The following is a 25,947-nucleotide window of genomic DNA, read 5'->3' as shown; positions in this document are numbered from 1 at the left end:
GAACGGTCTGCGTTGTCGGGAAGATACGTGATCTGATCCTTCAACTCAGCAAAAGTTCGATTTATTCAACAAAGCCCAGATACTTCTGTAAGGTGACGAGAGAGAGCCTATGAGGCATAGTTTCTCTGTTTACCTATCATCGAATTTTACGAGGTTAAAAATGTCCCATCAAAATGAAAATCAATTTACCTCAACGTTACGAGAACTCTATAGAAAATACCGTTTCATCTATAAAGCAAACCCAGGAAATGCAGGTGATGGCGTCATCGCTGCCGCGACCTATGATTACCTCGACGCTAATGGTTTTGATTACTCACCATTCTGTGCTTCAGAAGTCTATACGCCAGAAAGAGACGTGCTTCTTTTTGGTGGCGGTGGGAATTTGATCGAGGGTTATTACGCCGAAGGGCGTGATTTTATAAAAAATAATCTAGAAAAATTCGCAAAAGTAATTATATTTCCTTCGACAGTTTTCGGCTATATGGATTTCTTTAAAGAAAATATAGCACACCTTTTTGTATGTTGCCGTGAAAAAACTTCTTACGAACGTTTATTGAAACTGGGATATATTCCTGGAGAGTCTGTTATCCTGACGCAGGATATGGCCTTTTATCTGGATAAAGGGAAATACATCAATAACGTCAGGCCCACTAAAAGTAAGGCATATTGCTACCGCACCGACTCAGAATCGTTGACCAAGCAGCAGCACGAAAATAATCACGACATTTCTCTGACATGGAACGGAGATTATTGGGATAACGTCGATCTGGCGAGGAACTCAACGCGTTCGCTTATCAGTTTTTTACAAGAATACAAAGCTGTAGATACCGATAGGCTACATGTTGCAATCTTAGGCTCACTATTAGGTATGGAAGTAAACTTCTATCCTAACTCATATTATAAGAATGAATCTGTCTATGAGCATTCACTTATAAACTATTATCCGAATACTTATTTCATCAAATGATAGTAATTTATACGAGAAAACCGCCAAGCATCAGCTAGGCGGTTTTATTATCGTTCAAAAAATAGAGATTAAAATTATTCCATCCATTCGGTGTGGAACACGCCTTCTTTGTCGATGCGTTTATAGGTATGAGCACCGAAATAGTCACGCTGCGCCTGGATCAGGTTAGCTGGCAGTACTGCTGAACGGTAGCTGTCGTAGTACGCAATAGCCGCAGAGAAGGTCGGCGTAGGAATGCCGTTTTGTACTGCGTAGGACACCACGTCACGCAGTGCCTGCTGGTATTCATCAGCGATCTGCTTGAAGTACGGCGCCAACAATAGGTTAGCAATATCCGCATCCTGTGCGTAAGCGTCGGTAATCTTCTGCAGGAACTGGGCGCGGATGATACAACCGGCACGGAAGATCTTGGCAATGTCGCCGTAGTGCAGATCCCAGTTGTTTTCTTTGGAAGCGGCTTTCAGCTGTGAGAAGCCCTGTGCATAAGAAACGATTTTGCCCAGATACAGTGCGCGGCGTACTTTCTCGATGAATTCAGCTTTGTCGCCACTGACTGGCGTCGCTTTAGGACCCGTCAGCACTTTAGACGCAGCAACGCGCTGGTCTTTCAGTGAAGAAAGGTAACGCGCGAATACCGATTCGGTGATCAGTGACAACGGCTCGCCCAGATCCAGAGAGCTTTGGCTGGTCCATTTCCCGGTGCCCTTGTTGGCGGCTTCGTCCAGAATCACATCAACCAGGTATTTACCTTCATCATCTTTCTTGGTGAAGATATCTTTGGTGATGTCGATCAGGTAGCTGTTCAGTTCACCTTCGTTCCACTCTGCGAAGGTCTCAGCCAACTGCTCATTGCTCAGGTTCAGCGCCTGTTTCAATAGGGAATAGGCTTCAGCAATCAGCTGCATGTCGCCGTATTCGATACCATTGTGTACCATCTTCACATAGTGACCGGCACCATCAGCACCGATATAGGTCACGCAAGGCTCACCTTCCGCTACCGCGGCGATTTTCTTCAGGATTGGCGCCACCAGCTCGTAAGCTTCTTTCTGGCCGCCTGGCATGATTGAAGGCCCTTTTAGTGCACCCTCTTCACCACCGGACACGCCGGTACCGATGAAATTGAAGCCCTGATCAGACAGTTCGCGGTTACGACGGATAGTGTCTTGATAATAGGTGTTACCACCATCGATCAGAATGTCACCTTTATCCAGGTGTGGCGTCAGAGAAGCAATCGTCTTGTCTGTCGCTTCACCCGCTTTCACCATCAGCAAAATACGGCGTGGCTTTTCCAGAGATTCTACAAACTCTTCGACGGTGTAGTGCGGCACCAGGTTTTTACCTGGATTCTCAGCAATAACTTCATCAGTTTTATCGCCTGAACGGTTAAAGATCGAAACGGTGTAACCACGGCTTTCGATGTTCAGTGCCAGATTGCGGCCCATTACCGCCATGCCGACAACGCCGATTTGTTGCTTGGACATTGAAGAACTCCTGTCTGAGGATGACCCTGTTAACAACTTTGGCCAACAGGTTTTGTGATGTGGCACACATGTTAACTCAGGATTGAGCCGCGTGGGTAGTGATTGGTGCGATAGGCTTTGCTGCTGCTTGCAACTTGTCAAAAATTATACAGTTGAGACAATAATTTCTGTTTAGCCTTGCGAATAAACGTCCTCCCTTCCCAATGATCGCAGTCAGTTGCCGTTGAGAGTAAAGGAAGCAACGCCTCTAGGGAGATATCCGGCCTGACCATCGGCCAATCAGAGATTACTCGCAAACTTGAAAATTTATTATCATAATAATCTGACCAGGATAGTGCTATCCCACCGACACCGAGACTGGCAGCAATCACCTGAAAGTGGAAGCGGGAACTGACGCAAAAATCATGGGCGGCGAATACCAGTCCCTCTTGCCAAACTCGTTCAAAACGCACGAAGTCGACCTGCGGAAATCGCTCTTGTATTTGGCGAAAGAACACACCGTCAGAGCCGGGACGGAATTCATAAAATTTGATTTCAGCAGAAGGATGATCTTGACTAAATTTTGTGATCACCTGTTGTAATAACGACAACAGCCCCTCAGTCAGGCTACTGTCTTCGAACAGTTCCGTGTGGACACACATGTGCAGAGTAAAGTGTTCACGTTCCACGATACGTCCTGCAGGGCAATGAGGGAAAGCAAAATAATCATCACCAGTAAAACCCAATGCAGGAAGCTCAAAGGGGGCTAATACTTCATAACTGGCCGAGTCCCTCACATCAAAATGCTCAAACTGACGAATAAACGGCGCAAACTTTGCGGCATTTTCGGGCGAAAGTGGTTGAAGTCCCAATCCAGTTGCATAACAAGAAAGTTGATGATTTTTGACGAAATAAGCAGCCAATTCGATTAAACGCGCGTTGGCCCCCCAAAGCTCATTGATATACCCCCCACCTAGTAAATGAATACTTTGTGCAGAGGCAAATACCTCTGACATTAAGCGCTCACGTAACGGCAAAATGTGAGGATCACCGAATTTCCCGGCGACTGAACCTTTATCTCCCAATGCCTGAGCCAAACGCCAGAGATAATCTACACACTTCACAGAGGGGAAAAGTTCTGCTGCAACGACCGCGTCAACCGCATCCAGATAAAGAGTACAGCCAGGAAATTTTCGTTGTAATTCATTTATCCAATATCGTGTCAGCATATCGTCACCGAAATTTGGCATGCCTGACGCGGAAACTAGATAAAAAATTTTATTTGGAATAGACGAGTTCTGAATGTCTTTATTGTGCTTTTTCGTCCTTAATTTCTCGAAAAAAGCCAAAATAATGCTCCTGTTATGAATAACTTCCAGTAGCAATAGCGCGCCGATAGAGTTTTAATGTATCGTCAATCACCAACGATGATGCGAACTTACTCTCAATACGTTCGCGGCTGCGAACGCCCATCTCTACGCGTTTCTTGGGACTGGTGAGCAACTTCTCTAACTTTTCTGCCAAAAGATTGATATTACGTTTCTCTACCAAACTACCAGTATACTCATCGATGATCAGACTCTGGCAGCCACCGACATCGTAGGCAATGCAAGCACGACCTACTGATGAAGCTTCCAGCAAAATACGGGGAATACCTTCAGAATACGTGGACGGTAATGCAACAACGTTAGACGCCTTAATTAGGCTATAAACATCACTGCAGCGCCCAAGCCAATTTATTAGTCCCTGACGGTGCCACTCTTCAATTTTCGATAAGGGGATCGCGTCAGAATCGTCAACGATAGAGATCCCCGCAACGTTAAGCACAAAATCAACACCTTTGAGCGCAAGGCGTTTTTTCACCTCAACCAGATCGCCCAACCCTTTGCTCCACAGCAGGCGGCTTGCGAATAGCACAACCGGCTTTTCACGGTTGACTTCAAGTGAATAATGGTAAATATGCGGGTCTATCCCGGCACCATCGATCACAACCGTTTGGCTTTTTTTTGCTTTAGTCAGTGTGGTGAGCCGATCGCGGTCATGCTCATGCTCAAACGCAAGCAGACATTTCTCATTCTTGAAAATATGGTTATAGGAACGCAATGTCAGGAAACGAATGACGTTCATCGACAGCTTATCTTCCATAAACACGCGCCCCAATCCAACGAAGCCGAGAATGATGGGCTTGTTATAAAAGCGGGCGAAAAATCCCCCCATCAGGCAAGGCTTGATGGTGATGCAATGTAAGACATCCGGGTTAATTCTTTTGAGTAATTGCCATACCTTAATCAACGAACTAAAGAAGTTGATTGGGTTAATAGACTGTTCTGAGATAGAAGAGTCATGACAAATGAAACCTTTTTCGGTCAGCTTTTGCTGAATGTCGTCCCCAACAAAGTGGCTGACAACATGAATCTCATAACCAGCAGTTTTAGCTGCCAGTGCTCTCTCAACCCAGTGAAGTTCAAAGTACCAATCTGAGTTGATAAAATAACAAATCTTTTTCATTTAACTCTTACCGGCTAATGTCGTTTACCATTTTTACGTGATATACCGTCAACAATACCGCGCATTACATATCTAATATATTCGATTTTGTTACCTTGGAAGGTAAAAGAAAGTAAATATTTAGCAATACGTAACACGATGGCTCCGAATGAGTAAGGCCTCTCATTTTTTTTGAACAACATTCTGGAGAGCAGCAAATTCCTGACCAGATAGTATACCTTCCAAGGAGGGTTGATCCCCCCATTAGCCGATGCTACATCATGCAAGAACAGCAGCTCTGGCGAGTACCGGAATCGATATCCCTGTTGATTCAACCTGTAAGAGAAGTAAAGATCATCATAATAAATAAAGAGTTCTGACCAGATAGACTCAATATTGGCAGCTAAAACGTCTTTGCGAATTATTGCACCAACAAATGAAAGAGTCACCACCTCCGACGCCGTCGACTCTGCAGGAGTATAGCGAGATGGCCGGACAATATAATCTAACGTCTTTAGCAACGAGGTCGGCATTTTACTGAAAGGCACGTTCATTTTGCAAAGCGCCCCCTGCATATCCACTACCCGACAACAGTACGCATCATGTTTAGACTTTGCCACACTAACAAAACGTCTCAGCAAATCTGTATCCGGGTAAGCATCATCATCAAACATAAACACCCAATCGGCGTCTATTTTTTCCGCGACGAACTTGGAACCCAGCTTAAAGCCTCCCGCACCGCCGTTGTTCTGATCGGCACTTACCACATGCAGACGTGGATCTTCGATATTCTTCAGCCAAATTTCTGTATCGTCAGTTGAAGCGTTATCAACAATAACAATGTGATCAAACGGCAACGCAGCGGTTGCCGTCCAACATTGTTTCAATTTTTCCAGGCGGTTGAAAGTAACAATTAACGCCGCGGTTTTCATCTGATGCTGACCGTAAACACCGGCATAGCAGTCGTCTGATCTAAACTGGCAAGATAGAGTTCAGCAGTTTTCAACGCTTCGGCGATAGTCACATCCATATCCAAGTAGCGGTAGGTACCCAGGCGACCAATAAAGGTTATATTTTGTTCTTTCTCAGCCAAATCGACGTATTTTTCCAACAGGCTCATTTCACCAACCTGCCGAATCGGATAGTAAGGGATATCGTCGTCATCACATGCGCGGCTGTACTCTTTATAGCAAACAGACCCTTCATGTTGCTCCCACGGAGAGAAATATTTGTGCTCAGTTATGCGGGTATAAGGCACCGATTGCTCACAATAGTTCATTACGGCACAGCCTTGATAATCTCCTTCCACAGAGAATTTCTCAAAGTCCAGTGTGCGGTAGCCTAAACGACCGAATTGGAAACCGTAAAACGCATCCAGCGGGCCGCTATAAAATACATGAGCATAGTTTCCGCGCTCTTCCGCCTGGAAATGAGTACCAAGCGACACAGAGATATTAGGATGATCCAGAATACCTTCTACCATCTTGGTATAGCCGTCTTTCGGCATCCCCTGAAACTTATGATTAAAGTAATTATCATCATAGTTAAAGCGAATAGGTAAACGCTTGAGAATCGAGGCTGGCAGCTGAGCGGGTGACATTCCCCACTGCTTGATGGTGTAACCTTTAAAAAATGCTTCGTAGAGCTCTCGGCCAACAAAACGCAACGCTTGATCTTCAAATGACTGAGGTTCCGTAATGCTGCTATCGCCTTTTTCCGCGATCAGGGCTTTGGCTTCCGTCGGTGAACAGGTCTTTTTAAAGAACTGGTTAATCGTATGCAAATTTATTGGTAACGAGAAAACTTGGCCATTAACAGTCGCCTTAACACGATTAACATAAGGCATCATCGTCGAATACTGATTAACAAAATTCCATACCTGCTCATTGTCAGTATGGAAGATATGGGGGCCATAGGTGTGCACCATAACATCAGTTTTCGCATCCCGGGCATCGTAGCAGTTCCCGGCAATATGATCGCGGCTATCAATAATCTGGATCAAATGCCCTTGTTCGGCCAATTGACGACCGATTATCGCACCAGAGAATCCGGCACCTACGATTAATATTCTTTTGCTATTCATCATTATATTATCCAATAATTACGCGCCTAATTTTATAGAAATATTTTGTCATAATATTCCGACGCGACGTTCCCTTTGGCGCCAAGCGATTAAGCATTGGCATCAAAGTGTTCTTCAACTTTGTCTGCAACAGCACTGGCACTGCTGCTTTTTTCTGTCCTGCAGGCAAAATGGCAGCAGAACTGATAAGACGCTCGTAAGCCTCGAGAGCCCAAGGCGTATTAACGATATTTTTATGATAGTTATCGAAAAAATCCACGTGACGTGTATTCCAAGGCTTATTCTCCCCGGCAAAATGTATCATCTTCGGATTACTGCGCGCCTCAAGAAACCGCATATAGGTGGCGAAAGGCAAGTTGGGGAAGAAATCCTCGGTATTGCCGTTACCATGATAAACATTCCACTCAAGCGGTAAATAATACACGCGACCATGGAATACCTTATTCATGATATCTTGGTCCAGGAACCAATAAGACTTACTTTTCATCGCATCCATTAGACAGGCATACGTATTCTCACGATTCATCTGCACAATGTTGAATACTAAAATTCCGGCCTGAAAATATCCGTCAGTGTCCGTCATACCCAATGAGGTCGACAAGTACTCTTTCGCAGGCATCACGCCATCGCTAGATTGTGACATTGCCCCGAATAGAACGAATCCTTCCATCACGATATCTTTTACCGCCGCCACCAGGTTATTATCCATCGGCACATCCATCAGGGCTGCCAAGTCACTTTCAACCACAGTGTCCGAATCGATAAAGATAACCTTCTCAAAATCAGCGAAGAGTTTAGGGATAAACAAGCGTGCATAAGTTGCCGCGCTGAAGTGTGCACGCGTAAAGACGCTTTTTATTTCAGAGAAAGCATTAACGTCGAAGAAACGCAAACTGACATTATCGAATCCAGAAATCAACGAAAAGAAACGTTTTTTGTTAGTTAAAGAAACACCATTCTCCAGGACAACCACATCATAGTTTACTTTCGGATTGGCATTTTTGATAATCGAGTTAAGTAGTGCAGCACCGCTAATGGCGTAGTTATTATCAAAGCAAATAACGATCGGAACATTATTAATAGGGAATGCTGGGTTCAATTTAGCATTGGAGGTTTCTTGCTGAACAAAAGTTCTTTGCAATTCCTTGATTTTGAAACCATGCAGCTCAATTTGATAATTAACATAAATATTCAGCAGGCGTTCTGAAATATGGCCAACCACTCGTTTTTCTTGAGAATTATAATTTTTAAACCGAATTTTATCTTCTAGTTTATTTAAGATAGAAAAAAGCCATGTCGAATAATCATCAAATATATCTTTTCTCATGACGAACATATTCGTGTAATAGCCTTTTGAATCACTATTGAACCTATCGGCTGTTGACTTATACTCAGGGTATAGCTGCTCAAGAATTTCCAATGCTGTATCGTAATCTTCGATATGCAGATAATTAGAAACTTTATAGTGTTGATAGTTGTTTTTACTGCCTGCCGCGCTTACGTCCCATTTTTTTGGTAGTATTATATCAACATCGGCCAAGCACTGAGTGATGCTTTTATCGTTTAAGCCAAATTTTTTATGATATACACTATCAACCCTCTCATGATTGACTACACCCCAGTTATCTTCAGAGGCATTTTGATTTTCTGAGAAATTGAAATGGCGGCGATAATGCATAAACCCAACATAATCTGCAGGTTTTGCATTTTTCCACACCCAATAATGAGCTGTCAATTCACAGTAAAAAGGGTTCTTAAACGAGATATTATCGCCAGTGTCATCACCTGAACAGCCAATTTCGCTTAAACTATTAACCTTTCCAACATGGATTGGCTGAATCAAGGTTGAGTCAAGAAATTCACTTGGTTTATGGTGGCAAGTATATATTTTGATATTGTTCATTCAGATTACCTAGTGATTAAAATCATAAAAATCATGACATTGCTTCCCTGTATTGGGAAATAATAGAATGGGCATCCCCCATATCCTTCATTTTATGGTTTTCAATCCAAATAACTTTATCACAAATCTTTTCGACATCTGAAAGATTATGGCTAACAAATAGAATTGTCACACCTTTTTTCTTAAATTCGTTGATGGTATCAATACATTTACGCTGAAATGAAATATCACCGACTGCCAAGACTTCATCGATAATTAAAATATCAGGATCAACCTGCGTGATAACGGAAAAACCCAACTTCGCCAGCATGCCGCTTGAATATACACGAATGGGTTCATCGATAAATTCACCCAACTCGGAAAACTCGATGATTTTATCCAGGCGCTGTTTTAACTCTTTGCGACGTAAACCCAACAGCGTAGCATTAAGCCGAATATTCTCTCTTCCAGTAAGCTCAGGATGAAAGCCCCCCCCCAACTCCAACATGGATGCAACGCGCCCAACGACACTTACAGTACCGGATGAAGGTTTCATCACGCCGGCAACTAAGCCAAGTGATGTGCTCTTTCCTGCACCATTGCGACCAATAAGTGCAACCGACTCGCCTTTCTGCACTTGGAAACTGATGTCTTCAATCGCCAAATAACTACGACCACTCAGCAAACTTAACGCGCGGCGCGGATTGAATATCAATTCCTTAATGCCAGAGCCAATATGATGGTATAACGGATAGCGCTTAGTGACATTTTTAAACTCTATAGCTACGCTCATTATAATATCTCTGCAAATCTGTATTTCAACTTATTGAAAATGCTAACGCCAATGATGATAAACAACAGCGCATATCCATAGAGCATGCCGATCTGATGATAGTCAAGAACACCATTCATGAAGAGATCGCGCCAACTGAGAATCATGTTTGCCAACGGGTTGTAATCGATGAGAAACCGATACTCTTGTGGAATCATATCTCCAGAGTAAAGTATGGGTGTGCAATAAAACATAAGCATAATACCCAACGTCACGAATCTTTCTAGATCACGGAAGAACAGATTCAATGTCGACAACATCATCGCAATGCCGAAGGTCATAAGCATTTGTGCAATGCCAATAAGAGGAATACCCCACAGCCAGTCAATGGAGGGCCGCATATCGTATATGTAAAGAAATACGATAATTACTGGTATAGTACATAGGAAATGCAAGCACTCCATTAATACATTGCTAAATGGAATGACAGAGCGTGGGAAAACGGTTTTTTTTATAATTTGGGCGTTCGCAATAAAAGAAAATAGTGAATTTGTTGTAGAACTCGCGAACCATTGCCACGGAAAAAGCCCGGTAATAATAAATATTGTATAGTTTGGTATTTGAACCCGCATGACCAACTTGAAGATGAAGTAGTAGATCATCGCAAAGAGTAATGGATTAGCAATTGACCATAAATAGCCAAAGAAACTGCTTTTATATCTAACTTTTAATTCTTTCTCTGTAATGACCGCAGCCAAATCCCAGAGATAACCTAGACTATACTTCATATAGAAACTCGATTTAAGATTAAAATTCCCTAACAATTGAAACCTAATATTATTTCAACTGGCATCGATAATAATTAGCAACACTGCCAAACCGCAGGATCGACTGAGTGAACTTCAGGATAATTTTTAAGAGTTTTTGTAACCACGCTACCGCCCCTGGCATTACGGCAACCAGAGCACTCTAACCATAACCCATTAATTTTATTGAAAAATTAAACAGCACATATCTTACTCCCCCATAACAACAATGCATCTTTCATGGGAGAGTGCAGCTTTACGTTACATCCAGCCGTTTCATTTTACTTTAGGAATCGGCTGGATTCATCAGACAGTGTCAGTTCAAGCTTCCAGTTGGTCTTTCAGCCATGCTGCAAATTCCTTGCCCTGCGCAGGATGACGGAGGCCATACTCAACGAAGGCTTTCATGTAGCCCAGCTTATCGCCACAGTCATGGGAACGTCCTACCAAGGCAAAAGCATCTACGGGGTGTTGTTCCATCAGCATTGCAATCGCATCTGTTAACTGAATTTCACCACCCGCGCCGTAAGGTGTTTTCTCAAGCAATGGCCAAATATCTGCAGCCAACACGTAGCGGCCAACCACCGCCAGGTTCGAAGGCGCTTCATCCATTGATGGCTTCTCGACAATTGCGTGCATCGGCACGCTCTGCCCTGGTGCCACAGGCGTACCGCTGCAGTCCACTACACCGTATTTAGATACGTCTTTTTCAGGCACAGGTTCTACCATGACCTGACTACGGCCATTTTCGCCAAATCTGGCGATCATGCTAGCCAGATTATCTTTTGCCAGATCACATGCGACATCATCCATTAAAACATCTGGCAGCAGCACAGCAAAAGGCTCATCGCCAATCAGTGGACGAGCACACAAAATTGCATGACCTAATCCTTTGGATTGCCCCTGACGCACATGCATCAACGTGACCCCTTTCGGGCAGATCGATTGCACCTCTTCCAGCAACTGGCGCTTAACGCGTGACTCCAGCATGCTTTCCAGTTCAAACGATGTGTCAAAGTGGTTCTCAATAGCGTTTTTTGACGAATGCGTGACAAGAATGATTTCTTTAATGCCGGCAGCGACACATTCATTCACAATGTATTGGATGAGGGGTTTGTCAACGACCGGCAACATTTCCTTCGGGATAGCCTTTGTAGCCGGTAACATGCGGGTACCGAGACCTGCGACTGGAATGACAGCTTTTAGCATTTCTGTGGGGACTCCCAACAACTTCAGTTTCATTAATGCAACACGTCAGAAAATCATCACAATGACGTTTTATGGCCATTAGTTGCTCTTAAGCGTGCTGCCAAAACGATATTAGTTTTCTTCGGCCTGAAGTATACACCGATGTTGAGCGTTAATACATTAACACCACATAGACAAAAAGCTATCTGTCTAAGCGTTATCCACGAGTCAAAAAAAAAACCAATAACACATTAAAAATTAACAACAAAATAACGACACCGGTCTGCATGAAACATTAGTAATACGAACAACTTTGTACAATACACCGTCTTGTGTACATCACAACTTAATAGATAGCGTGATTATAATGATAATGGTTATTATAACCCACTTTGTTGAGAATGATTATTAATTCATAAGAATTAGTCTCAATGGAAGCCTCTAACCAAACCAATAAAAAAAGCCCATAGAATATGGGCTTTTTAGAATTATCCTTAGATTTTCACTAATCCTTGCTGCGGTAACCCTGTGGGTTGTTCTTTTGCCAATTCCAGGTATCACGCATCATTTCATCGATGCCACGTCGAACTTCCCACCCCAGTTCACGGCGTGCAAGATTCGCATCAGCCCAAAATGCAGGTAGGTCGCCGTCACGGCGCGGCAATATCTGATAAGGTATTTCCTTGCCAGATGCTTTTTCAAAAGCATGTACCATGGCCAATACCGAGTGCCCTATCCCAGCGCCCAGATTATAAGCTTTAAAACCCTCGACTTTCTTCAGGGAATCCATGGCCATCAGGTGGCCTTCTGCAAGATCCATCACGTGGATGTAATCACGCTCCCCGGTGCCATCTGCCGTTGGATAATCCCCACCAAAAATGCCCAGTTTCTCAAGCTTGCCAATCGCTACCTGAGAGATATAAGGCAACAAATTGTTTGGAATACCGTTGGGATCTTCACCAATCAAACCAGATTCGTGTGCACCTACCGGATTGAAGTAACGCAAAGCGATAATGGAAAATTGCGGCTCCGCTTTAGCGAAATCCTGCAGAATTTGCTCAACCATCAACTTCGACGTGCCATAGGGGCTCGTGGTACCGCCTATCGGTGTGGTTTCTACATAAGGAACTGGGGAGTTCGCACCATATACCGTCGCTGAAGAGCTGAAGATAAACTGATGTACACCGGCCCGTCGCATTTCATCCAGCAATACCAAAGTCCCGGCAACATTGTTTTGATAATACTCCAACGGCTTGCGTGTTGATTCACCGACGGCTTTCAAGCCAGCAAAATGGATCACAGAAGAGATACCATGGGTATCAAAGATGCGACGCAAGCATTCCCCATCCAGGATGTCACCTTGATAGAAAGTGGCTGCTTTGCCCGCCAGCTGTTCTACGCGATGCAATGATTCCTCTGACGAGTTCGACAGGTTATCCAGCACAACGACATCTTCGCCACGCTCCAGTAAGGTCAAGACGGTGTGAGATCCAATATATCCGGCACCGCCGGTGACTAAAACTGCCATCAACAACTCCTCACGCGCACCTAATGCGCTAAAGTTATAAATCTTTAATCTTCTTTATTAAAAACGCCCTAAAACATTGGGTTCAAGAAAATTACGTCTCAAAAACAAACAAAAAACACTATCAAGAGCTATGCAACCGCAGGGAGTTAGGATAAATCAAATGAGTAAGATAGCAATGCCAACACTAAGTGAAATCGTCTGGACATTTGATTTCCTCACCACAGCAAACAGGGCTGCCAAGCAGCCCTGTTTGAAGTAAAAGAATCGTGTGTTGCTAACGAGATAACAACGCCAGGATTTCTTCTGTTTTTTCTTTCATCAAGGCAACGTTAGCGCGTGACTCAACATTGAGCCGGACTACCGGTTCAGTGTTGGATGAACGCAGGTTGAAACGCCAGTCGGCAAACTCCATGCTGATACCATCGGTATAATCTACCTCACCGCCCTGCGCCAAATAATGCTGTTTGACGCTTTCGATAGACGCCGCAGGTTGAGTCAACTTGATGTTGATCTCGCCGGAGGATGGGTAAGCAGCAATACGATCCTGCACCAGCTGCCCCAACGTTTGTCCTTTCACACTGACCAATTCAGCGACCAGCAACCATGGGATCATGCCGCTATCGCAATAGGCAAAATCGCGGAAATAGTGGTGGGCGCTCATCTCACCACCATAGATAGCGTCTTCCGAGCGCATACGCTCTTTAATAAAAGCATGCCCGGTTTTTGACATTACCGGCACACCGCCAGCCTCGCTCACCACATCAATCGTGTTCCAGCTCAGGCGCGGATCGTGAATGATTTTTGCGCCTGGTTGTTTTTGCAGGAAAGCTTCTGCCAGCAGGCCAACGATATAGTATCCCTCAATAAAGTCGCCTTTTTCGTCAAACAGGAAACAACGGTCAAAGTCACCATCAAAAGCGATTCCCATATCCGCGCCGTGTTCGCGCACCGCATTGGCGGTATCTGCACGGCATTCAGGCAGCAATGGGTTGGGAATACCATTGGGGAATGTACCGTCTGGTTGATGATGAACTTTGATAAACTCCAACGGGGCGTTCATAGCCTTAAGTGATGTTTCAATGGCGTCGATCACATGACCGGCTGCACCATTACCTGAGTTGATCACCAGTTTCAACGGTTTAAAGTTTTTTACGTCAACGTATGAAAGTATGTGTTCTACATATGCACCAAGCACGTCCTGACGAATGTAGCTGCCACGCACTGCAGAAGGGGCCGGGAATTGGTTGTTTTCCGCTAACTCTTGTATAGCGCGCAGGCCGGTATCCCCACTGATAGGGCGCGAACCTTCACGAACCAATTTCATTCCGTTATAGTCGATCGGGTTATGGCTGGCAGTGACTTCAACGCCGCCATCGGCCTTCAGATGTGAAGTGGCAAAGTACACCTCTTCAGTCCCGGTCATGCCAATGTCGATAACGTCGGTGCCCGCATCTTGTAACCCTTTTGCCAGGGATAACTTCAGGCTTTCGCTGGTCAGGCGTACATCGCTACCCAGCACAATGCTCTTTGGCTTTAGGAACTCGCCATAAGCACGACCAATACGGTAGGCAATATCATCATTCAATTCTTCACCTAGTTTACCGCGAACATCATAAGCTTTAAAACACGTTAACTTTTCCATCACCAAACCCTTTAATTAGACTCTGCCGTACCGATCGTGTAAACGCTCAATATCATCTTCTTCCAGGTAAAACCCTGATCTGACTTCGATGATCTCAAGATCTATTTTCCCTGGATTTTCCAGCGTATGGACACTCCCTGCAGGGATAAATGTGGATTGGTTTTCTGATAAGAAGAACGCTTTATCATCGACATTCACTTTTGCTGTGCCACTGACGACCACCCAGTGTTCGGCACGATGAAGATGGCGTTGGACAGATAGTCCTTCTCCGGGGCGAACAATGATCTTTTTTACCTGGAAGTGCTCACCGTTGTCGATATCACATATTTTGCCCCACGGGCGATAGGAGGAGGAATGTTGCCGGAAGTGATGAAGATTACGTTTTTTTAGCTCATCAACCACTTTCTTAACGTCCTGAACTCTGTCCTTAGTCGAGATCAGCAACGCATCATTGGTGTTGATCACTATCAGGTCGTCTAAACCGATGGTAGCAACTAACGCAGCATCGGATGAAATATAGTTATTGTTTGAATCAATGGAAATAATCTCACCGACCTTCACATTCCCTAATTCATCTTTTTCAGAGACTTCCCACAGCGATGACCATGAACCGACGTCACTCCAGCCGGCATCAATCGGGATCACCACAGCATCTCGCGTTTTTTCCATCACTGCGTAATCGATAGAATCACTTGGGCAATGTTTAAATATCTCCTGATCAACACGAATAAAGTTCATGTCGCGTTGGCTGTCGACCACAGACTGCTGTGTTGTAGCGAAAATTTCGGGGCTGAACCGCTCCAACTCTTGCAGGAACTTGGCCGTTTTAAACATGAACATGCCACTGTTCCAACTGAATTCACCGCTCGCCAGATATTCAATGGCTTTTTCCAGACAAGGCTTCTCCACAAAAGCGTCGACTTTAAAGCATTCGCTTGAAATCTCACTGCCACGCTTGATATAGCCATAACCCGTTTCTGGATGCCCAGGAATAATACCAAAGGTCACCAAGCTGTTTTCGGTAGCATGCTGAACAGCCGTTTTTATTGCCGAGTGGAAGTTTTCCACCTTTTTAATCAAATGATCGGCTGCCAATACCAACAGTATGCTGCCATCGTCTTCTTCTGCGGCCAGATGTGCAGCCAACGCTACAGCAGGAGCAGTATTGCGTCCCACAGGCTCTAGGATAATGTTGGTCGCCAGCTGATCAATTTCACGCAGTTGTTCTGCAACCAGAAAACGGTGTTCTTCATTGCAGATAACCAAAGGTGCGGCTACTTCGATCCCATTCAATCCAGATAGACGTTGCAAAGTTTGCTGCAACAAGCTGAATCCACTGTCATCAATAGAGAGGAATTGTTTAGGAAATGATTCGCGCGACAGCGGCCACAACCGGCTCCCAGTGCCACCGGCCATTACCACAGGAATTATTTTCGACATAAATTAACCCTTTTTTTATCATAAGACTTCACTACAACTAAAATAAAAACCAGAACAGCCCCCACAGCCAAGATAAACTAGAGTTTATTCATGACTATGAGATAGCCCAATCACATACACATGTGAGGACTCATATATTTTTAGGCTTAAGCATATATGACTTCACTTTCCGCCCTAATATAATGGATGGCAATTCTATAAACTTATAAACAAAGTACGACACAGGGATCGTCAGAATAATACCTACCACACCCCAAAAATACCTAATTTCGTCAACAGAGTTGAAAGTAAGCCTCTCATAAACAATTAGTAAGCTCGGATGAATTAGATACATGGAATAGCTAATAACCCCCATAAAAACCATGTATTTGTTTCTTATTTTCAACCGTGTAGTTAATAGTAAAAACAAAAACATGCTTATATAATAAGTCAGCGTATAACGCAGAGTATTACCAGGTTCCATTCCGTACGACAAAAAACTGACAATAGGTATTGTAACTATGAATACAAATATATATCTGTTCGCTAACTTTTTGGCAATAAAATTAGCCTCTAACAAGTATGAACGCCATAGACCACCAAAAGCCATTAATGATAACGCAAGTGGTAATGCCACAGGCAAAGCTACCTCTAGCTTACGTTTAACCATTCCCATGATCACCGCAATACCAAGCATAACTAAAGAGGAAAAAATGTTAAAGTAGGGCTTATTTAAAAGTCCAAGGATAAATGCAATCACACATAAAAAATAAAAGACCAGCTCTATAAACAATGTCCAATAAACACCGACTATGTCTCTAACCCCAAAAGCAGTTTGAATCATTGTCATGTTGGCCAATATTTGATGCGCCGGAAATTCTTTTCCAAAAGAAAATGAGACAACCAAAAAAAGAAGTAATGAAAACCAATACCCAGGATAAAGACGGAAGAAACGAGAGATAAAAAATGCTTTGACCCCTCCGTTTTCTCTTCTAAAACTGAAAGGGATAATAAAACCACTAATAATGAAAAACAGCACCACGCCAATTTTCCCAATATCCAGAAGATGGGAAAACAAAAACCTATCATAACCTTATACAGGAACGATGAAGTGCGCAATCACCACGCTAATTGCAGCTATTCCACGTATAGAGTCGACATACTCCAACCGAATAGGTTCTTTATTTTCAGCACTAGCTTTTACACTTATATCTGACTGCGTAGAAATCACCTGGTTATGAACAAAGGATTTCTCAGGCATAGTTTACTCCGTCATATTAATAGCGATACTCAACCTTAATGGCTGATGGTTTTATACGACAATCGCCTCCACGCCAAAAATAATACGCCGAAAGGAGATATTGACAAAAAAAATAAAAATCATTATACATCAAAGTGTTTTCTTTAAAAAACGCCTCAAGGAACTATTAAAACCGCTCTTACTGATATCCATAATTCTAACGATATAGTGAGTAATCGTCTCTCATTATGCATTTATTTAAGAATTCGACTTTACTTCGAAAAACAACCCCAAAATAGTGCCCCCCCTTATGTCATAAATCACAGCAATCACCTACCAACTTCCTCACTGAAGCTCAACTTAACGAAATATTGATAGAATGCAAGACACGCTACCGCCCTTAGCTTACAGTTGCCAATCACTGATTTTCACTACCATATTGTGCCCTGTGTTACAGGCAAAACTGCGCAATTCCCTTTTTCATGGTTTATGAACCAATCATAGAAAAAGTGCCATTTCTCATTGAGATGGACACTCTCAAGTCGGTGATATAATAATACCTTGATGAAAACGGCACAGGTCATGCTCCCCCAACTCTATACACGCAGTAACATAACGTATAAAACACCGAAAGAGCAGCTTTTGGCTGCTCTTTCAGATTTATACTTAGACTCAAGAAGCTATCAACCTCATTATTACTCAACGATTCATGGAGAAATACTGCGCTACGCGCTTAACATCCTTTTCATCCAGCGTTCCCGAATCGCTCAACAATGTGATCCAGGATTTTATGTAGGTGTACTTGGCCGAAGCCAGGTCACGCTGGGCGCTGTAGAGTTGTTGTTCTGCATTGAGCACATCAACGTTAACGCGCTGCCCCGCCAAGACACTCTGACGTGTTGCCGTTACCTGCGTGGTCGCTGATTTAACCGCCAATTCGTATGCAGCCAACTTGGCCCGGCTACTGATGCACAGATTGAATTGTTTACGCAGATCGTTCAGCGTACTGCCGACTTGCGTATCCATTTCATACATCGCTTGGCCATATCGTGCCGCCGCCTGGCGAGTCGAGGCGGAAACGCCGCCGCCGGCATAAATAGGCATACTTACCTGCACACCGATACTGTCGGTGCGGTACTTCTGGTTGACCGTGTTATCGCTACTGGAGTCGTTTTCCGAGTGTGAAGCATAAAGCTGCACCTGCGGCATAAAGCCCGCGCGGTTACGCTCTACCTCATACTTCGCTGCATCAACGCCGTGACGTGATGCAGCCAGCATCGGGTTATTTTCGAGAGCGATTTTTTGCCACTCTTCAAACTTTGAAGGAATCAATGGCGCTACCTGGAATTTCCCAGGACGCAACACCTGTACCTCATCCAGTTCGTTAAGTGGCACGCCAATAATGACCTCGAGCTCACGCTGAGCCGAATCTAACGCATCGCGCGCTTCAATCTCCTGAGCTTCTGCCAAGCTATAGCGAGCCTGAGTTTCAGAAACGTCAGTAATGGTGCCTTCCCCTGCACTCATCAAACGATCATTCAGTGCCAACTGCTCTTTATAAGCCGCCTTTTGCGCTGAAGCCAAAGCGATTTGGTCTTTGGAATAAGCCACTTCAACATAGGCAGAGATCACCCGTACCGCCAAGTCCAGAAACTTGCCGCGGTAGCGTTCGTCAGACATCAAAGTCTGCGCCACACCAGCCTTATAGCGCGCATAAGCCTCATAGTCGAACAGCGGCTGCGTCAGCGTTACCGAACTGGAATAACTGCGGTACTGCTGCCGTTGAGTCACTTCGCTCACATTGCCAAAAAAGTCGCTCGACGGATACTTCTGCGTCTGCCAGTTTCTCGGTGAGTTCTGATAATTAAGTGATACCTTCGGCAGCAGCCCCGCCCTGCCGATGTTTTCGTTTTCGTCTCCCGCTTCTTTCTCTTTTATTGCCGCCCGGAAGGTCGGATCTTTCTCAAGTGCCAGCGAATATGCGTCTATAATCCCTATCGAATGAACCGGCGCAGATATCGCAAACAAGAGGGTACTGATAGTAAGGCCAGCAACCTGTCGTTTAAATTGAATCAAAATTATTCCTCGGTTAATGAAGTATGAGCGCGATCCAAAATAGGTTTAAACAGATAACTTAACAGTGAACGCGAACCGGTCTTCACAAAGACCTCAACAGGCATACCGGGTTTAATGTCTTCCCCACTGAGCAATTTCATGCCCTCTGGGGAAACGGTAACCTGCATTTGGTAATAGGGTTCGCCATTGGTTTTGTCCACCAATCGGTCGGCAGAAACCAATGTCACCGTCCCCGGGATTTTCGGGGTCTTGTTCTGGTTGAAAGCGGTAAACATCAAATCCACCGGCAACCCGTTGTACACTTTGTCAATCAGCTCTACCTTAAGGCGAGAATCAACCACCAGAGTAGCCTGGCTGGGTACAACGTCCATCAGGTGGTCACCCGCTCCCACGACGCCCCCCTGAGTAAAGATATTCAATCCGACGACGGTGCCATCCACCGGCGAAGTGATAGCCGTATTACCAAGATCAAAATTCGCCATTTCCAGCTTGTTTCTGAACTCGCTGGTGTCCATCTGAGTCTGTGCCAGTTGGGTTCTGACCTCACGCTGATAGTCGGCAAACCGCTGATCGATCCGTTGCTGAGACTCCTGCAGCTGTTTTTGTACCTGGCCAATTCGTCCGACGGTTTCATCAATGCTGCTGTTCACTTCCGCAAATTGACGCTGCACTTCCAGATAGCGGTTACGCGGTAAATAACCGTCCGCGGCTAATTGCTTCATGCTGTTCATCTGCTCACGGAGGCTGGAAAGCTGGATCTGTTTGTTAACCCGAGAATCCTGCAAGCCTTTCAGTTGAAAGCGCATACCGTCCATAGACTGTTTATAGCCATCAACTTCGCTTTGTAGCCCTTGGCGACGAGACGAAAATAACTGCGTTTGTAATGCGATGATTTCGGCTACGCGTGGCTGAGCCTGGATTTGTTCGAAAACGGGGGAAAAAGTGACCTTGCTTAAACCGTCGCGTTCAGCAAGCAGACGGCCTTCAGTGGCCAATGTGGTGTAATACTGATCGCGAAGAGAATCAACCTGTGCCTGAGCCTGTACCTGACTCAATTGCACCAACACCTCGCCCGCTTTAACCTTGTCGCCTTCTTTAACTGCAATGTTTTTGATGATACCGCTGGCCGGTGCCTGTACCGTTTTGCGATTGCCAGAAACGGTGACCGAGCCAGGTGACGCGACCCCTTTATCCAGTGGCGCAAACGCTGCCCATGCGAAAAAACCAAACAGACCAAGACCAACCACTAACCACCCCATGCGGGTAAAGCGCCGCTCATCCTGTGGGATTTGTTCTGAATACGAGTCTTGCGGCTCGCCAATGTGCGTAGACATACCAACTCCTTTGACTGCAGGCAGCGCCTCAGCGCCGCCGGCAAGTTCACAGCTTAATTAATTTGAGTTTTTGGGATATTGCCTTCGTCCGGCTCGGAATTGACTGCACGCACCGCTTGCTGCGGGGTTTGCGCCTTTTGCGCATTGCTCAGCGCTTGCAACACCTGCTGCGTAGGGCCAAATGCATTGACGGTGCCGTTCACTAACAGCAATAGCTTGCTGGTCATCGACAGCAAGTTGGTACGGTGAGTAATCAGAATCACCGTTTTATTACGCTGTTTAAGGAACAGTATTGCCTGATTCAGCGCTTTTTCACCGGCATCATCAAGATTGGAATTAGGCTCGTCCAGTACGACCAGGGACGGATCGCCATACAGTGCGCGCGCCAAACCAATACGTTGTTTTTGCCCGCCGGATAATCCCGCCCCACCGCTGCCGATGATCGTGTCATAACCGTTTGGAAAACGGAGTATCAGCTCATGCACGCCGGCCAGTTTAGCGGCCTCGATGACCTTTTCTGCGTCCAGTTCGTTAAACCGCGCGATATTTTCGGCGATAGTGCCACCGAACAACTCAATATCCTGCGGTAAATAACCGATATAGGGCCCCAGTTCGTCTTTGTTCCATTGGTATATGTCGGCATTATCGAGCCGCACGATACCCTCGCTAACCGGCCAGATACCGACGAGCAAACGCGCCAGCGTTGACTTACCGGAAGCACTTGGGCCGATAATCCCCAACACATCACCCGGTTGAATGGCAAAGCTGACATTATGTAATACCGCATCCGCCTTCGATCCCGGAGGTGTGGCCGTCACCCCTTCAACAGAGACAATCCCTTCCGGCCGTGGCAAGGACATACCCATACCGCGCGGTGGGTGCTTATCCAGCAATTTCACCAATCGCTGATAGGATAATTTGGCCGAGCTCCAGCTTTTCCAGACGTTAATGACCTGCTCGATAGGAGCAAGCGTACGCCCCATCAGAATCGAGCCGGCAATCATCATGCCCGGAGTGATGTGGCCGTCAATCGCCAACCAGCCGCCCAACCCCAGCACGAGAGACTGTAGAGAAAGGCGAACGAACTTAGTGATTGAGGTTACGGTAGTAGCGCGCTCACTGGCTATACGCTGACTATTCAAGAAACGCTGATGCAGGTTAAACCATCGGCCTTTTAAGTTCGGCAACATGCCTAATGCTTCGATCACTTCGGCATTACGCAGATTGGTGCTAGCCAAGCTTGAGGACATGATCGAGAGCTTGCTAGCTTCAGCCAGGGGCTTTTTCGATACCATCTCGTTGACCACGGCGAGCGCGATCAGCAGTAGTGAACCAACCAGCGCGAACAGACCCAACCAAGGGTTAAACAGGAAAATCACCAGCAGATAAATCGGGAACCAGGGTGCATCGAAAAAAGCAAATAACGCGCTGCCCGTCAGAAACTGCCGTACGGTGGTCAAATCACCGAGCATTTGCCCTGCGTCAGAGGAACCATTTTTGAGATTAGACTCATACGCAGCGGTGTAAACCCGTGTATTTAATCGCATATCCAATTGGCTGCCGATGCGAATCACCACCATGCTGCGCACATACTCCAGCAACGCCATCATGCCGAACATTCCCAGCATAATCAGCGTCAACATCAGCAACGTGATCTCATTGCGTGATGGGAGCACCCGGTCATACACCTGGAGCATATAGATTGAAGGAACAAGCATTAACAAATTAATAAATGCGGTGAATATGCCAACGGTCCAAAAGACTTTGGTACGTGTCCGTATAACATCCGCAATTTCATTACGCGGTATAAATTGATTCACTTTCTGCCCTTACATCATGTGCACTGTCAGCCCAATCCGCATCAATTACTTCTAAGGAAATTCTTAAAAAATAATGAAAATAAAGAAAATCCTAAAGAAGACTCCCCAAACATGCTCGAGACTGCAGATACTTTTTTTAACTATAGGTAGAGAAAGCACATATCAGCAAGGTAGAACACGAAAAAAAACCAGCGAAGTGGTGCCAACTAAAATCAAAAAAAACAACAAGATAAAAGACATGAAGAACATAAGGGGAATTGCGGCGGAAAGGAATAACGTATAGATAATGATGCCGATCACAAATTAAAAAAAACGGGGAGAATATCCTCCCCGTATTATTTAATAGATAACAGTTTCTTTAGAAACTATTACCCTGCAGTGCTTACACTCATGCGTAATGCAGATTGCTTACCAATTGCTGATGGTTTTGGCCCGTCAGGTAGATGACGGTGTCATTAGCATCCAATGTGTGGTTATTGTTATTATCAATAATCACATAGGAGTCAGCATTATTGCCCGTACCGCTGAACACCACTGACGCCACCCCCACTTTAGCAGTGAGTGAGTTCGGGTTGCTTAGGCCGAGAATACCGCCCAGCAGCCCTACAACACCGGTAGTCAAACCGCCAACCAGTGATCCCAGCAACGCGTCTAAGGTATCAGCTGAGCGTGTACCATAATCGGCAACTGATGTCCCGGTATTGGACAGAGTCAAACCAGATGCGGCATCGACAATCTTATCCTTCGCGGTACTGAAGTCAGTAATGGTAACGCCTGCCTGGGTATTACTGGACTTGAGGTCGTACGTATTTGCACCTGCACCGCCAGTCAACGTAGTATTGCCCAATATGTTGAAACTATCCGCAGTTGTCGAACCTTCAACCGTCAGTTGGTAACCATTCAAGCCCAGAGTATTCAGCAGTGGGGTTAACAGCGCAGTAGTTACTGCACTCAATGGCAGAGCATTCAGCAGTTGCACGATGATACCATCACCGGTACCCGCATGGCTTGAATCAAGATTCAGGCCACCGGTATTGGTGGACGCATTGATATCACGCACATTGCTGAAGCCGGCAGCTACAGCTAAATTCAGAGCATGGTCACCTGTGACATTGATCGTCTGAACCTGTGCGTTGGTACCCGCCAGAGACATAATGTTGCTAAACGAACCCGTACCGCCAGAAGCAATATTTACCGTACCCAACGCAGTACCCAGCAATGCGCTACTGCTGCTGTTCAAGCTGATAGCACCCGCATTCACGTTCGCAGAACTCACCGCATCAAAGTTAATATTGAAATGGTCAGTCGCATTCTGGACAAAAGTGAAGCTCAAGGTACTCGCAGAGGTTGCGTCCCCTTTTACTTCCAATTGTGCAGCGGTGCCGCCAGCAGCGTTAATTACACTGGCATTGGCCAAACCGGAAATAACAAAGCCCTGTGCGCCCAAGTTGGTCGCCGCAGCACCTTGAGTCACGGTCCCTCCAGTTGTCCCTTCAACCGTAGCTGTCCCATTGGTTAAACCAAAATCGAAGACATGTATCGGCGTCGTTACACTGGTCGTAGTCGGTGAACCAATCAATGGCGTGGTAATCAGGGTACCAACAGATTTACCAATATAACCCGTCAGGTCAATCTGCTCGAAATTCGAGAAGTTATTAGCGTTACTGGTTACAGCACTGGTACGAATACCCAAAGCGTTTTGGTTAGTCACCACAGATTTGGTGATAAAGTTGGCGGAAATGGAGTCAATACCTGAGCCACCATCAGCTTTGATAGCTGCAGCTACTGTGTTGGCACCGTTTGACACACCATTACCAGCCCAGTGCAGGCTGTCGTTACCAGCACCCAAGTTAAACTGGCCTGTACCGGTGGCAATATTTGCGGTCGAAGTAACAACCACATCATCTGAACCGGAGCTGGCGTTCAGAATGACATTACCGTTGTTTACGGTAATATCTACACCCGGGTTAACACCATTGTCTGACAGGTTAACCGTAGCTGCGCTGGTACCGTTAATGGTTAGGTTTGCCAGATGATCGGCAAACTTCAGATTAACGACACTGGCTGCGTTAGCGTTTAATTGCACATTTTGCAGCACTGCGGTTTCTGCGTTGCTGATCTGATGTGAAGCCCCCGTGTTAACAGTACCAGTAGCGTTACCGCCAGCAGCAGTTGCAGTTAATGAGGCAGCTGTTTTGTACAGCAAGCTGGTGCCGATATCAAACTCAAACCCATGTTGCTGAGTTACAGTAGTGGCATCCGTAGCTGTTGAAGTGCGAAGGTCGTTAATGATGGCTTGAGTAATTACGACTCTATCCGTACCCAATCCATTGTAGTATGCAAGTTGAGCGCTAGTTGCCGCAACACCATGCACATCTGTAAAAATTAACTGAATGTAGTCATTTAATGTAATCCCCTGAGGAAAATGGAGTTTGAACTCAACAGATCCCAGGGCTTCTTTGATCACATCTGCAGAAACCTTAGCTCCACGCTCGAGCTGTCTTGAATAACTGCTCAGACCAACGGTATCAACGCCTCGGTCAAGGACGGATAAGAAGATTGAGGCGACTTGTTCTTTAATTAAAGTACTAGACGGTAAATATCCGTCACTATAGCTTGGCGAATTCAAAACCAGTTTTTGCTGAGCAGCGAGATCGGCGCCTGATGTAATAGCCTTCAAGGAATCATAAACATTAACAATGACCTGTGCACGGCTAGTACCGGAGCTGAGCTCATTTAAATAAGTATTTAATTCAGTAGTAGTAGGCGCACGTAAATATCCTGCTTTAAAAATTGTGTTAATAAATGTCGATGCCGATGCAGTTACTAATGATTGCTTCGTCAACAATAATGCGGTAGCCACATTCAACTCAGTGAAACTTCCATTGTTGATCCCGGTACCATAAGTATTTAAAAAATCAGCAGTTGGACCAGTCCCCATTACATAGGCGATTCCACGGACAGTCGTCCCCCCCAATCCAGCTGCCGTACCGTCCCCACTATATAAGGCAACATTAAGGATCTGCTGGAAATTATTTTGTTGAGCTAATATAGTACTGTCAAACCCTTCATAATTAGAAAGTTGAGACGTTAAAGTGGCAATATTTTGAGATAAAGTATTACCATTCGACAAAAGTCCAGAAAGAACCGCCCCAGATGGTGCGCTTGGCTTTGTTGAATAAATCGAACTTTTGCTGAGTTGAAGGATCAGATCACGTATCTTCCCGACAACGCAGACCGTTC

The 25,947-nt window shown here is 45.2% G+C and carries 19 protein-coding genes; 1 reads left to right on the top strand and 18 read right to left on the bottom strand.

Annotation, left to right across the window (positions count from 1 at the left end; genetic code table 11):
- Positions 1 to 160 precede the first annotated feature (160 nt).
- Positions 161 to 967 carry a polysaccharide pyruvyl transferase family protein gene (locus AC2FCQ_RS24055; RefSeq protein WP_490309142.1) on the top strand — a complete coding sequence of 269 codons (807 nt, stop codon included), beginning with the start codon at positions 161 to 163 and terminating at the stop codon, positions 965 to 967.
- A gap of 74 nt (positions 968 to 1,041) precedes the next feature.
- Here the strand turns inward: AC2FCQ_RS24055 and gnd are convergent, their stop codons facing one another.
- From gnd to AC2FCQ_RS23965, 18 genes are all read right to left on the bottom strand, one after another.
- Positions 1,042 to 2,448 (bottom strand): NADP-dependent phosphogluconate dehydrogenase, encoded by a 1,407-nt coding sequence (gene gnd / locus AC2FCQ_RS24050; RefSeq protein WP_209632477.1) that lies wholly within the window; start codon positions 2,446 to 2,448, stop codon positions 1,042 to 1,044.
- 137 nt (positions 2,449 to 2,585) lie between these two features.
- On the bottom strand, positions 2,586 to 3,776 hold the full coding sequence (locus tag AC2FCQ_RS24045) for a polysaccharide pyruvyl transferase family protein (RefSeq protein ID WP_490658454.1): 1,191 nt from the start codon (positions 3,774 to 3,776) through the stop codon (positions 2,586 to 2,588).
- Between the two features lie 13 nt (positions 3,777 to 3,789).
- On the bottom strand, positions 3,790 to 4,935 hold the full coding sequence (locus tag AC2FCQ_RS24040) for a glycosyltransferase family 4 protein (RefSeq protein WP_209632475.1): 1,146 nt from the start codon (positions 4,933 to 4,935) through the stop codon (positions 3,790 to 3,792).
- A gap of 14 nt (positions 4,936 to 4,949) precedes the next feature.
- Positions 4,950 to 5,846: a glycosyltransferase gene (locus AC2FCQ_RS24035; protein ID WP_209632474.1), complete on the bottom strand. Its 897-nt coding sequence runs from the start codon at positions 5,844 to 5,846 to the stop codon at positions 4,950 to 4,952.
- The gene (glf, locus tag AC2FCQ_RS24030; RefSeq protein ID WP_209634144.1) at positions 5,843 to 6,997 is read right to left on the bottom strand and encodes a UDP-galactopyranose mutase; all 1,155 of its coding nucleotides are present in this window, start codon (positions 6,995 to 6,997) and stop codon (positions 5,843 to 5,845) included. The genes AC2FCQ_RS24035 and glf overlap by 4 nt, the downstream gene beginning before the upstream one ends.
- Before the next feature lie 7 nt (positions 6,998 to 7,004).
- On the bottom strand, positions 7,005 to 8,900 hold the full coding sequence (locus AC2FCQ_RS24025; RefSeq protein ID WP_490309141.1) for a DUF4422 domain-containing protein: 1,896 nt from the start codon (positions 8,898 to 8,900) through the stop codon (positions 7,005 to 7,007).
- Between the two features lie 31 nt (positions 8,901 to 8,931).
- The gene (locus AC2FCQ_RS24020) at positions 8,932 to 9,672 is read right to left on the bottom strand and encodes an ABC transporter ATP-binding protein (RefSeq protein ID WP_490309140.1); all 741 of its coding nucleotides are present in this window, start codon (positions 9,670 to 9,672) and stop codon (positions 8,932 to 8,934) included.
- Positions 9,672 to 10,439 carry an ABC transporter permease gene (locus AC2FCQ_RS24015; protein WP_209632471.1) on the bottom strand — a complete coding sequence of 256 codons (768 nt, stop codon included), beginning with the start codon at positions 10,437 to 10,439 and terminating at the stop codon, positions 9,672 to 9,674. The genes AC2FCQ_RS24020 and AC2FCQ_RS24015 overlap by 1 nt, the downstream gene beginning before the upstream one ends.
- A 339-nt stretch (positions 10,440 to 10,778) precedes the next feature.
- Positions 10,779 to 11,666: a UTP--glucose-1-phosphate uridylyltransferase GalU gene (galU, locus tag AC2FCQ_RS24010; protein WP_490309144.1), complete on the bottom strand. Its 888-nt coding sequence runs from the start codon at positions 11,664 to 11,666 to the stop codon at positions 10,779 to 10,781.
- Between the two features lie 484 nt (positions 11,667 to 12,150).
- Positions 12,151 to 13,173 carry a UDP-glucose 4-epimerase GalE gene (gene galE / locus AC2FCQ_RS24005; RefSeq protein ID WP_490309139.1) on the bottom strand — a complete coding sequence of 341 codons (1,023 nt, stop codon included), beginning with the start codon at positions 13,171 to 13,173 and terminating at the stop codon, positions 12,151 to 12,153.
- Positions 13,174 to 13,447: 274 nt separating this feature from the next.
- Complete coding sequence (gene cpsG / locus AC2FCQ_RS24000; RefSeq protein WP_490309138.1) at positions 13,448 to 14,815, bottom strand: phosphomannomutase CpsG; 1,368 nt, start codon at positions 14,813 to 14,815, stop codon at positions 13,448 to 13,450.
- Positions 14,816 to 14,830: 15 nt separating this feature from the next.
- Positions 14,831 to 16,255 carry a mannose-1-phosphate guanylyltransferase/mannose-6-phosphate isomerase gene (locus AC2FCQ_RS23995; protein ID WP_490309137.1) on the bottom strand — a complete coding sequence of 475 codons (1,425 nt, stop codon included), beginning with the start codon at positions 16,253 to 16,255 and terminating at the stop codon, positions 14,831 to 14,833.
- A gap of 130 nt (positions 16,256 to 16,385) precedes the next feature.
- Complete coding sequence (locus AC2FCQ_RS23990; RefSeq protein WP_490309136.1) at positions 16,386 to 17,312, bottom strand: acyltransferase family protein; 927 nt, start codon at positions 17,310 to 17,312, stop codon at positions 16,386 to 16,388.
- Positions 17,313 to 17,327: 15 nt separating this feature from the next.
- The gene (locus tag AC2FCQ_RS23985) at positions 17,328 to 17,495 is read right to left on the bottom strand and encodes a hypothetical protein (RefSeq protein WP_490309135.1); all 168 of its coding nucleotides are present in this window, start codon (positions 17,493 to 17,495) and stop codon (positions 17,328 to 17,330) included.
- Between the two features lie 678 nt (positions 17,496 to 18,173).
- Positions 18,174 to 19,550, bottom strand: coding sequence for a TolC family outer membrane protein (locus AC2FCQ_RS23980; RefSeq protein WP_490309134.1), 1,377 nt, complete (start codon positions 19,548 to 19,550; stop codon positions 18,174 to 18,176).
- Between the two features lie 2 nt (positions 19,551 to 19,552).
- On the bottom strand, positions 19,553 to 20,884 hold the full coding sequence (locus AC2FCQ_RS23975) for an HlyD family type I secretion periplasmic adaptor subunit (RefSeq protein ID WP_209632465.1): 1,332 nt from the start codon (positions 20,882 to 20,884) through the stop codon (positions 19,553 to 19,555).
- A 53-nt stretch (positions 20,885 to 20,937) separates the two neighbouring features.
- Positions 20,938 to 22,704: a type I secretion system permease/ATPase gene (locus tag AC2FCQ_RS23970; RefSeq protein ID WP_209632464.1), complete on the bottom strand. Its 1,767-nt coding sequence runs from the start codon at positions 22,702 to 22,704 to the stop codon at positions 20,938 to 20,940.
- Positions 22,705 to 23,092: 388 nt separating this feature from the next.
- The gene (locus AC2FCQ_RS23965; protein ID WP_490639908.1) at positions 23,093 to 25,915 is read right to left on the bottom strand and encodes a beta strand repeat-containing protein; all 2,823 of its coding nucleotides are present in this window, start codon (positions 25,913 to 25,915) and stop codon (positions 23,093 to 23,095) included.
- Positions 25,916 to 25,947: the final 32 nt, after the last annotated feature.

Source organism: Serratia sp. CoH_134_PS_4, assembly GCF_058190535.1.
The sequence above is the reverse complement of the archived record's forward strand: the minus strand, read 5'-3'. Positions and strand labels throughout refer to the sequence as shown.

What these genes read in the sequence shown, in the direction of transcription:
- AC2FCQ_RS24015 (WP_209632471.1), bottom strand. Translation starts at nt 10,439, where the DNA reads ATGAAGTATAGTCTAGGTTATCTCTGGGATTTGGCTGCGGTCATTACA.
- galE (WP_490309139.1), bottom strand. Translation starts at nt 13,173, where the DNA reads ATGGCAGTTTTAGTCACCGGCGGTGCCGGATATATTGGATCTCACACC.
- AC2FCQ_RS24035 (WP_209632474.1), bottom strand. Translation starts at nt 5,846, where the DNA reads ATGAAAACCGCGGCGTTAATTGTTACTTTCAACCGCCTGGAAAAATTG.
- cpsG (WP_490309138.1), bottom strand. Translation starts at nt 14,815, where the DNA reads ATGGAAAAGTTAACGTGTTTTAAAGCTTATGATGTTCGCGGTAAACTA.
- AC2FCQ_RS24025 (WP_490309141.1), bottom strand. Translation starts at nt 8,900, where the DNA reads ATGAACAATATCAAAATATATACTTGCCACCATAAACCAAGTGAATTT.
- AC2FCQ_RS24020 (WP_490309140.1), bottom strand. Translation starts at nt 9,672, where the DNA reads ATGAGCGTAGCTATAGAGTTTAAAAATGTCACTAAGCGCTATCCGTTA.
- galU (WP_490309144.1), bottom strand. Translation starts at nt 11,666, where the DNA reads ATGCTAAAAGCTGTCATTCCAGTCGCAGGTCTCGGTACCCGCATGTTA.
- glf (WP_209634144.1), bottom strand. Translation starts at nt 6,997, where the DNA reads ATGAATAGCAAAAGAATATTAATCGTAGGTGCCGGATTCTCTGGTGCG.
- gnd (WP_209632477.1), bottom strand. Translation starts at nt 2,448, where the DNA reads ATGTCCAAGCAACAAATCGGCGTTGTCGGCATGGCGGTAATGGGCCGC.
- AC2FCQ_RS23995 (WP_490309137.1), bottom strand. Translation starts at nt 16,255, where the DNA reads ATGTCGAAAATAATTCCTGTGGTAATGGCCGGTGGCACTGGGAGCCGG.
- AC2FCQ_RS24040 (WP_209632475.1), bottom strand. Translation starts at nt 4,935, where the DNA reads ATGAAAAAGATTTGTTATTTTATCAACTCAGATTGGTACTTTGAACTT.
- AC2FCQ_RS23975 (WP_209632465.1), bottom strand. Translation starts at nt 20,884, where the DNA reads ATGTCTACGCACATTGGCGAGCCGCAAGACTCGTATTCAGAACAAATC.
- AC2FCQ_RS24055 (WP_490309142.1), top strand. Translation starts at nt 161, where the DNA reads ATGTCCCATCAAAATGAAAATCAATTTACCTCAACGTTACGAGAACTC.
- AC2FCQ_RS23985 (WP_490309135.1), bottom strand. Translation starts at nt 17,495, where the DNA reads ATGCCTGAGAAATCCTTTGTTCATAACCAGGTGATTTCTACGCAGTCA.